This window comes from Nodosilinea sp. LEGE 07298, assembly GCF_015207265.1.
Classification (GTDB): Bacteria; Cyanobacteriota; Cyanobacteriia; order Phormidesmidales; family Phormidesmidaceae; genus Nodosilinea.
In genome coordinates this window covers 1-7,058 of the sequence record NZ_JADEXE010000328.1, presented here as the reverse complement: position 1 = coordinate 7,058, position 7,058 = coordinate 1, and the positions used below count along the sequence as shown (strand labels likewise).

Here is a 7,058-nt window from a genome sequence, read left to right as displayed (position 1 = left end):
GTGGGAGGGTTAGGTGGGTGGAGGTTTTCTCAATTGGAGAGGTGTCCCTGCAGCAGCCAATCTCTAGAAGACACGGACGAGATCCTTGGCAACAGGTTGGTGGAAATGGGCTTTAAGCGCTGCACGGGTGCCAGATCTACGTCACAATCCAGGAGATCTTCGAGATAGTGCTGCACTCGAAATAGATCAAACAGAGTCGGCTCAATGGCAAACTCTACTAAAAAATCAACATCGCTAGTCAGGCTCGCTTCATCGCGGGCCACTGAGCCAAATAGATCTAAGGTTTTGACTCCTAGCGTTTCAAGGTCGGCCTGGTAGGCCTGGGTTAGCGCTATGACCTGTTTGCGATTCACTCTACCTGAGAGTATTCGTGGACAGCTTAATTACGCATGTTCTTGACCAACCTCATTTCTTCCCCTGACGGGTGAGTAGCCAGCGGTCAAAGGAGCGTTGACTTTCGCTGCTGTGTCGGCCAGCGAGCAAGCCTTCTATACCAATATGCTCATCCAGGTCAGGCCATTCGATCGCGTAGCCATCGCCCAGCAGTTGCCAACGGCTTCTTTCCTCAGCTGTGCCATACAGCAGACGAGGATACCAAGTTAGAGGCACGGTTAAGCTTCGACCATCGGCCAGTTCAACCATCAACTTTTCGGAGTCTACAGAAACCGCTGCCGCAAGAGGTTCAGTCTCAAGGGTCAAAGTAGTCATGCCACGCCTCTAAAATCGCGTTTTGGTTGTCTTCAATTATCTTGGCAATCGTTGTGAGTTCGTGGTTTTTGAAGCCTCGGTTTTTCTCTAATCTAACCGGGCTGAGCCAGAACTTGGCGATCTGGCGAGCGCGCTTAGCGTGAATGTGGACTGGTTCGCCTCGATCGGAACTGAAGAAAATGAAACTGTAGGGGCCAACCTGAAGCACTGTAGGCATAGCGGCAAATTAGACACATCCAAACGTTAATGGCTGGTTAGACGTGAAAGGTTAACCTCTCACTAGGTTTTGCTTGCCTAGAGCGGTAAGGTGCAGGTTGGCGATCGCTCGTTTATAAACCACAATTACCCCCTGCTCGGCCAACCCCTCTAGCAGGCGCTGGCGATCGTACACCGGCACCCGCCGATGAATCTGGCCGGGGTGAATTCTGCCGCCCAGGCACGACCTGAGAATCAGCAGCTCGTCGGGGGTGACGGGCCATACCGACAGACTGAGCTTGAGCAAAGTTTTGCCCGTGAGCGTTAGGCCAAACTGGGCGATGTCGTGGTCGTAGTCAAGCCAGCCGCGATCGCGCAGGATCTGACAGGCCCGTTCTCGCTGGCGCAGCGAACGTTTTTGCTCAATTGGCAGCGCGGTGAGGGCATCGCAGGTGCCGCCAACGGCTTTGAGTTTCTCTAAAAGAGCCAGCTCAAGGGAAGATGGGGCTAGAGGGGTCGCCTGAGTCACGCTCATCGGGACTAAAAATGATTGGGTTTTCCTGAAACAATTGACCGGGGGGTGAAGTGTAATGGAAGGGGGCGGAGGCCCAAGGTTCAAGGTATACGGTTTAAGGCAGACCGTGAACCTGAAACCGTGAACCTGAAACCATGAACCCTACTAACTCGTCATCTTGGTTTGGCGAACTACTAGTTCATAACAACTAGTTTTACCATGCCGCCTGCATCTTACCCACTGTGACCGCTGCTGTGTCTTTGAATTCTCAAACCTATCTGGGCCACAACCAGGAAGCCTACCAGGAACTGCGGCTGGCCCTGCAACTCAACCTGCGACGGCAGCTGCTGATTGCGGTATGCGACGATGTGGCCCTGCAAGAACAGCTAGCCCAGCGCCTGGAAGCCAACTTTAGCCCCCTGCCCGACACGGTACCTCTGGCCCCAGAGGTACGGGCGCGGCAGTTTATCCTGGTGACGCTGCGGCTGGGTGGCGATCGCCCCGACCTGGTGCGCGAGGTGCTGCTGTGGCTGAAGCAGCAGCGGCGGCTTCAGGGCAGTTTGCCCACAACACCCGTGTTTCAAATTGTGGGCGTTGACCAGCTCACCCGCCAGTCGCCTACGGTGCAAAATCGATTTTTGGCCTCGCTGATTCGCGTCGATGCCCTGCTGACCCAGCTCGACTGTCGGCTGTTGGTGTGGGTGCCGCGCCCCTGGCTGGGCAAAATTCGCCAGTCGGTGCCAGGATTCTGGCGATCGCGCAGCGGTCTATTTGAGTTTGTCGGTGAACCTAGCCCCCAGGCGGTTCCAACCGCAGTCTCAGCGGCTAAGCTCAATGCATCAGCTACAGCCAGCCCCGCGACCGAACCTCCTGGCCTGTGGCAAGTGCTGCGCGATGACCTCTCCACCTTTGAGCAGCCAGTCTCCCCTGCCCCTGCGGAGAAGTCTTCTATCCCCACCCCTGCCTCAACGGAAAAACCAGCCTCGCCACCCCTCGATCTCCCAACTCTGTTAGATAGGGCAGCCGCCAAAGCGTTAGATTCGCCTCAGCCCAATCATTCTCAGGGCTATACCGTGTTAGAGCACGGTAGATCAGATCAGGGCGCGTTTTCCAGTGTGATCATGCCGCCTGTGGGAGCCACCGCCGCTGAAACCCTAGCGGCGCTGCAGCGGGCAGAGCCGATCTTGCCTTCGACAGCCCCGATCGCTGCCGAGGCTGTCCCCGATAGCCCTGTTCACCGGCGACCGTTAGATGCTCTGCAACTGCCCCCCGACCTAGCCCAGGATGCCGAATTGGTAAACCTGTGGCGCTATATCCAAGGTTTGGTTGACCAGCAGGCGGGGCCATTGACCCTGGCGCAGGCCTACCTGGCCCTGGGCCAGATGGGGCGCGATCGCATGGCGGTAGATACCCCTGCCGCCAGCGTGCTGGATTTTGCCATGGCGATGTATGACCGCGCGATCGCCGGTCTGCCCGAAGGCAGCACCGACTGGTGCGACGCCCTCAACGACCTGGCCAGCCTCTACTGGCTCCAGGGTCAGCAGGCGGGCATGATCGACCCTGCCCCCTGGCTGCGACGCAGTGCTCAAACCTACGAAAAAGCGCTCCAGGGCAGCCAGGGAACCATTCCTGCCGATACGCTGGGGCGGATTGCTGGCAACCTGGGCACGGTCTACGGGCTGCTGGCCAATCTGGAAGATCCGGCACCCTGTTTAGAAAAGTCGGTGACGGCCTATCAAACGGCCCTGGAACACAGTCCGGCGGCGCGATCGCCGATTGACTATGCCAACCTGCAAAACAGCCTGGGCGCGATTCACTGGCGGCTGGCCCAGCACGATGACCCTCAACACCACCTACCCCTGGCGATCGCGGCCTACCGTGAGGCTTTAGCCCACCGCACCGCCGCCAATGCCCCGCTCGAATCCGCCATGATTCAAAATAACCTGGGCATTGCCTACTGGAGCCTGGCCCAGCACCAGCAGCCGGTGTTTTTGCTCGAACGGGCGATCGCGGCCTACCAGGCGGCCCTCCAGTACCGCACCGTTGCCGCTGCCCCCGCTGGCTGCGCCGCCACCGCCAACAACCTGGGTACTGCCTACTGGGATCTAGCCCAGCAGGTCGAGATGACGAGCAAGAGCCCAAAACCGGCTCCAGAGGGCGATCGCCGCCTGATTGCCCTGCAAAAGGCCGTTACCGCCTACGAAATGGCCCTCATGGCTGCCGAAACCGCTCTGCAAGAGTCGCCCTCCCCAGCCCTGGGCTTTGACCTGTGGGCCACCTGCCACAGCGCCGGAGTTGTCCACGACCAGCTGGCCCAGGCCCTGCCAGCAGACCAAACCGACGCCCGCCAGCACCACCTAGAAGCCGCCCTGCGCTACTACCTGCTGGCCTACGAAGGCTGGCGCGACAGCCCTCAACAGGTCGATGTGCTGATCACCGCCCTGGTCTACAACGCTCACCTCACCTTTGAAATCTTGGGCATTCCGGGTCAGCAGGCGGTGCTCTCAAAGCTACCGGGTGAGCTACTGCCTCAGGTGCTGAGGCGGCTGTAGACAGGTCCACAAACTTTGACCTCATTGGCCTGGCGAGGTTTCGCAATGGCGACATTCTTCAAAATCGTTAAGAACCGTCGCGGGTGCCTTCTCAAGGGCAAACCCTTGCATAACAATGGAAAGCGTACTTAATGGTTTGCAACATCCTACTAGAGCAGGACTCTGGTTGGGCTGAAGGAAAGACTATGGCCTACTACTGGTTCAAAGCGTTTCACATTATTGGGGTGGTGGTGTGGTTTGCCGGGTTGTTTTACCTGGTGCGCCTGTTTATCTATCACGTTGAGGCCGAGGCTGAGCCAGAACCGGCCCGAGGCATTCTCAAAAAGCAGTACACCATTATGGAAAAGCGCCTCTACAGCATCATTACCACCCCTGGCATGGTGGTGACGGTGGCGATGGCGGTGGGGCTGCTGGTGCAAATGCCCGAGTACCTCAAAGATAGCTGGATGCATATCAAGCTCGGCCTGGTGGCCGTGCTGCTGGCCTATCACCACTACTGTGGGCGACTGATGCGTCAGCTGCATCGGGGTGAATGTCAGTGGTCGAGCCAGCAGCTGCGGGCGCTGAACGAAGCGCCTACCCTGCTGCTAGTCGCGATTGTCATGCTGGTCATTTTTAAGAACAACTTTCCTACCGGGGCAACGACCTGGCTGATGGTGGGGCTGGTAGTATTTATGGCGGCGACGATTCAGCTCTACGCTCGCAAACGGCGGCTAGACAAAGAAAAAGAGGTTTTGAATGCTGCCCCTGAACCTCAAGCCTTGCCGAATTCCTGAATGAGTTAATCGTCCCTGGGCCAAGCCAGCAACGCTTGGATGACAGACCCGTCAGGGAGAGCCCAATAAAGGAAAGTAATGATCAGATGGGAGCGCTGGCTGTTGCCAGGAGTATTGGCTACGGTTGGGGTTCCTTTTTTAATTGCTGGGGGAGTAATTCGGGTCATGGTGCCCCAGACGATCGCCAGCCAGGCCCAAGAAATCGCGCGGCTGCAGGTCGCCACGGTCGAGACGCTCAACGAGCGGGGGGCTCGGGTGCTGCTGGAGGGCTGGGTGAGCGATCGCACCGCTCCCAGCGATCGCCCGCCCCTGGTGGCCTACAACGAGTACCATCGGGTGCGCCGCGATGGTGAATGGGAGTGGGATAACGTACGCAGCTACACCCCTACCCTTTGGGTGCAAATTTCGGGGGGCGAGGTAGAAATTATGACGGGGTATACCCTGCGGTCTACGGCTTCGCTTATGGAGGAGAACAGCGATCGCCGCTACGAGGGTTTTCAGGTTGAGGATCCGGTTTTGGTGTTAGGCACTCTCATCAGTGTTGTTGACGATCAGCCCGTGGTGGGGGAGGCCCAGATCGGGTTTGAAACCAAGGCTGACTATTTGATGACACTAAACCGAGAACATTTGACGGCTCGCTGGTTGGGCCTGCTTTTTCTGGTTCTGGGTAGCTTGCTGACCCTGGGCGCAGTAGTGACGGCCTATCTGCTCTGGCGCGGCCGCATCAACCTCCTCGCCGATCCGTAAGCCTTCCATCCTGTCTAGGCCCAAATTTATGGGATATCTGTGCGGCTGAGGGTAAACTACACCGAACTTTTATGGGTGTAGCACCAGGGAAATGCCACATTAGGCCGTAGCACCCTGACTACCCTGAGGCCACCCCTATGCACACTCTGGAGATGCTGCGATCGCGCCAGCTAATCGGCACCCAGCGGCTGACCCTGGCCGCAGACCTAACCACCTTCCCAGAAGAGATTCTTGAGCTGGCCGACAGCCTCGAAATTCTAGATCTCTCTAACAACGCCCTGACCACCCTGCCTGATAGCTTTGCTAAACTGCACAATCTGCGGATTGCATTCTTTAACAACAACGGCTTTGAGACGGTGCCCGAGGTGCTGGCCCAGTGCCCCAACCTCTCGATGATTGGGTTTAAGGCCAACCAGATTGCCACTGTGCCAGCCGAGTCGCTACCCGCCAAAACCCGCTGGCTAATTTTGACCGACAACTGCCTCCAAGCGCTGCCCGAGACCCTAGGCCAGCTGCCCCACCTACAAAAGCTCATGCTGGCGGGCAATCAGCTGCACGCGCTACCCGAGACGATCGCCGCCTGCCAAAAGCTAGAGCTAATTCGCATTGCGGCCAATCAGCTTGACCACCTGCCGCCCTGGCTGCTCACCCTACCCCGTCTGAGTTGGCTAGCCTATGCTGGCAACCCGTTTAGCCAAAGAGCAGCGCTGGCGAACTCAAGCGCCCTGCCGCAGATTCCCTGGACCGACCTCAGCCTGGGGCATGTGCTGGGCCAAGGGGCCTCTGGCGTAATTTCGCAGGGGTTGTGGCGGCAGGGCCAGACAGCGGTGGCGATCAAGGTATTCAAAGGTGCCATGACCAGCGACGGTCTGCCAGAAGACGAACTGCGGGCCTGTATTGCGGCGGGTTCGCACCCGCATCTGATTGGTCCCCTGGGGCAGGTCATCCACCATCCTGAACACAAGAACGGCCTGGTGCTACCGCTGGTGCCTGACACCTACGGCGTGATGGGTGGCCCGCCCAGCCTGGAAAGCTGTACCCGCGATACCTACCCTGACGATGTCGAATTTTCTCTGGCCGTCACCCTGGCGATCGCTCAGGGGGTCGCCTCGGCGGCCGCCCATCTGCACCGTCGGGGCATTCTCCACGGCGATCTGTACCCTCACAACACCCTGGTAAACTCAGCCGGAGATATTCGCCTCAGTGACTTTGGAGCGGCCGGTTTTTATGACCCCGCCGATCGCACGGTAGCTCCAGCCCTGGAGCGGATTGAGGTCAGGGCCTTTGGCTGTCTGCTCGAAGATTTGTGCGATCGCTGCCCCCCAGCCAGTTGGCTACGCCAGCTTCAGCACGCCTGTATGCAGCCCGATGTGCTGGCGCGGCCCAGTTTTGAGGAGGTTTTGGCCACGCTGACAACGTTCAATCCCTAGGGGGTAGACGTACCCCTGTTAAGGTGAACGTTTGTTCTCCTTTTGCTTGAGGAGCCGAGCGGTGGCAACATGGGGATGCTTCGGATTAAACGGCTCCTTTTTAGCAGGTTTTTTGGGACCTCTGGGAGAGGACGAA

8 protein-coding genes are annotated in these 7,058 nt (G+C 58.3%); 4 read left to right on the top strand and 4 right to left on the bottom strand.

The window, feature by feature from the left end; genetic code table 11:
* Positions 1–29: 29 nt before the first annotated feature.
* Genes IQ273_RS35095 through IQ273_RS28310 form a run of 4 tightly spaced genes read right to left on the bottom strand, consistent with a single transcriptional unit; the run spans position 30 to position 1,432 of the window.
* The gene (locus IQ273_RS35095) at positions 30–353 is read right to left on the bottom strand and encodes a nucleotidyltransferase domain-containing protein (protein ID WP_313898279.1); all 324 of its coding nucleotides are present in this window, start codon (positions 351–353) and stop codon (positions 30–32) included.
* 52 nt (positions 354–405) lie between these two features.
* The gene (locus IQ273_RS28320) at positions 406–708 is read right to left on the bottom strand and encodes a DUF2442 domain-containing protein (RefSeq protein ID WP_194026462.1); all 303 of its coding nucleotides are present in this window, start codon (positions 706–708) and stop codon (positions 406–408) included.
* Positions 689–925, bottom strand: a complete 237-nt coding sequence (locus IQ273_RS28315) for a DUF4160 domain-containing protein (protein ID WP_194026461.1) — start codon at positions 923–925, stop codon at positions 689–691. The genes IQ273_RS28320 and IQ273_RS28315 overlap by 20 nt, the downstream gene beginning before the upstream one ends.
* A gap of 51 nt (positions 926–976) precedes the next feature.
* Positions 977–1,432, bottom strand: a complete 456-nt coding sequence (locus tag IQ273_RS28310; RefSeq protein WP_194026460.1) for a hypothetical protein — start codon at positions 1,430–1,432, stop codon at positions 977–979.
* A gap of 239 nt (positions 1,433–1,671) precedes the next feature.
* Between IQ273_RS28310 and IQ273_RS28305 the strand changes: the two genes are divergently transcribed.
* The 4 genes from IQ273_RS28305 (at position 1,672) to IQ273_RS28290 (ending at position 6,922) form a co-directional block, all read left to right on the top strand.
* Positions 1,672–3,969, top strand: coding sequence for a tetratricopeptide repeat protein (locus IQ273_RS28305; protein WP_194026459.1), 2,298 nt, complete (start codon positions 1,672–1,674; stop codon positions 3,967–3,969).
* 185 nt (positions 3,970–4,154) lie between these two features.
* Positions 4,155–4,745: a protoporphyrinogen oxidase HemJ gene (gene hemJ / locus IQ273_RS28300; RefSeq protein WP_194026458.1), complete on the top strand. Its 591-nt coding sequence runs from the start codon at positions 4,155–4,157 to the stop codon at positions 4,743–4,745.
* A gap of 78 nt (positions 4,746–4,823) precedes the next feature.
* A complete protein-coding gene (locus IQ273_RS28295) occupies positions 4,824–5,492 on the top strand; it encodes a hypothetical protein (RefSeq protein WP_194026457.1) in 669 nt (222 codons plus the stop codon).
* 137 nt (positions 5,493–5,629) lie between these two features.
* Positions 5,630–6,922 carry a leucine-rich repeat-containing protein kinase family protein gene (locus tag IQ273_RS28290; protein WP_194026456.1) on the top strand — a complete coding sequence of 431 codons (1,293 nt, stop codon included), beginning with the start codon at positions 5,630–5,632 and terminating at the stop codon, positions 6,920–6,922.
* Positions 6,923–7,058: the final 136 nt, after the last annotated feature.

Excerpts from the sequence above, each read along its gene's own strand:
- IQ273_RS28290 (WP_194026456.1), top strand. The coding sequence starts at position 5,630 with ATGCACACTCTGGAGATGCTGCGATCGCGCCAGCTAATCGGCACCCAG.
- IQ273_RS28320 (WP_194026462.1), bottom strand. The coding sequence starts at position 708 with ATGACTACTTTGACCCTTGAGACTGAACCTCTTGCGGCAGCGGTTTCT.
- hemJ (WP_194026458.1), top strand. The coding sequence starts at position 4,155 with ATGGCCTACTACTGGTTCAAAGCGTTTCACATTATTGGGGTGGTGGTG.
- IQ273_RS28315 (WP_194026461.1), bottom strand. The coding sequence starts at position 925 with ATGCCTACAGTGCTTCAGGTTGGCCCCTACAGTTTCATTTTCTTCAGT.
- IQ273_RS28295 (WP_194026457.1), top strand. The coding sequence starts at position 4,824 with ATGATCAGATGGGAGCGCTGGCTGTTGCCAGGAGTATTGGCTACGGTT.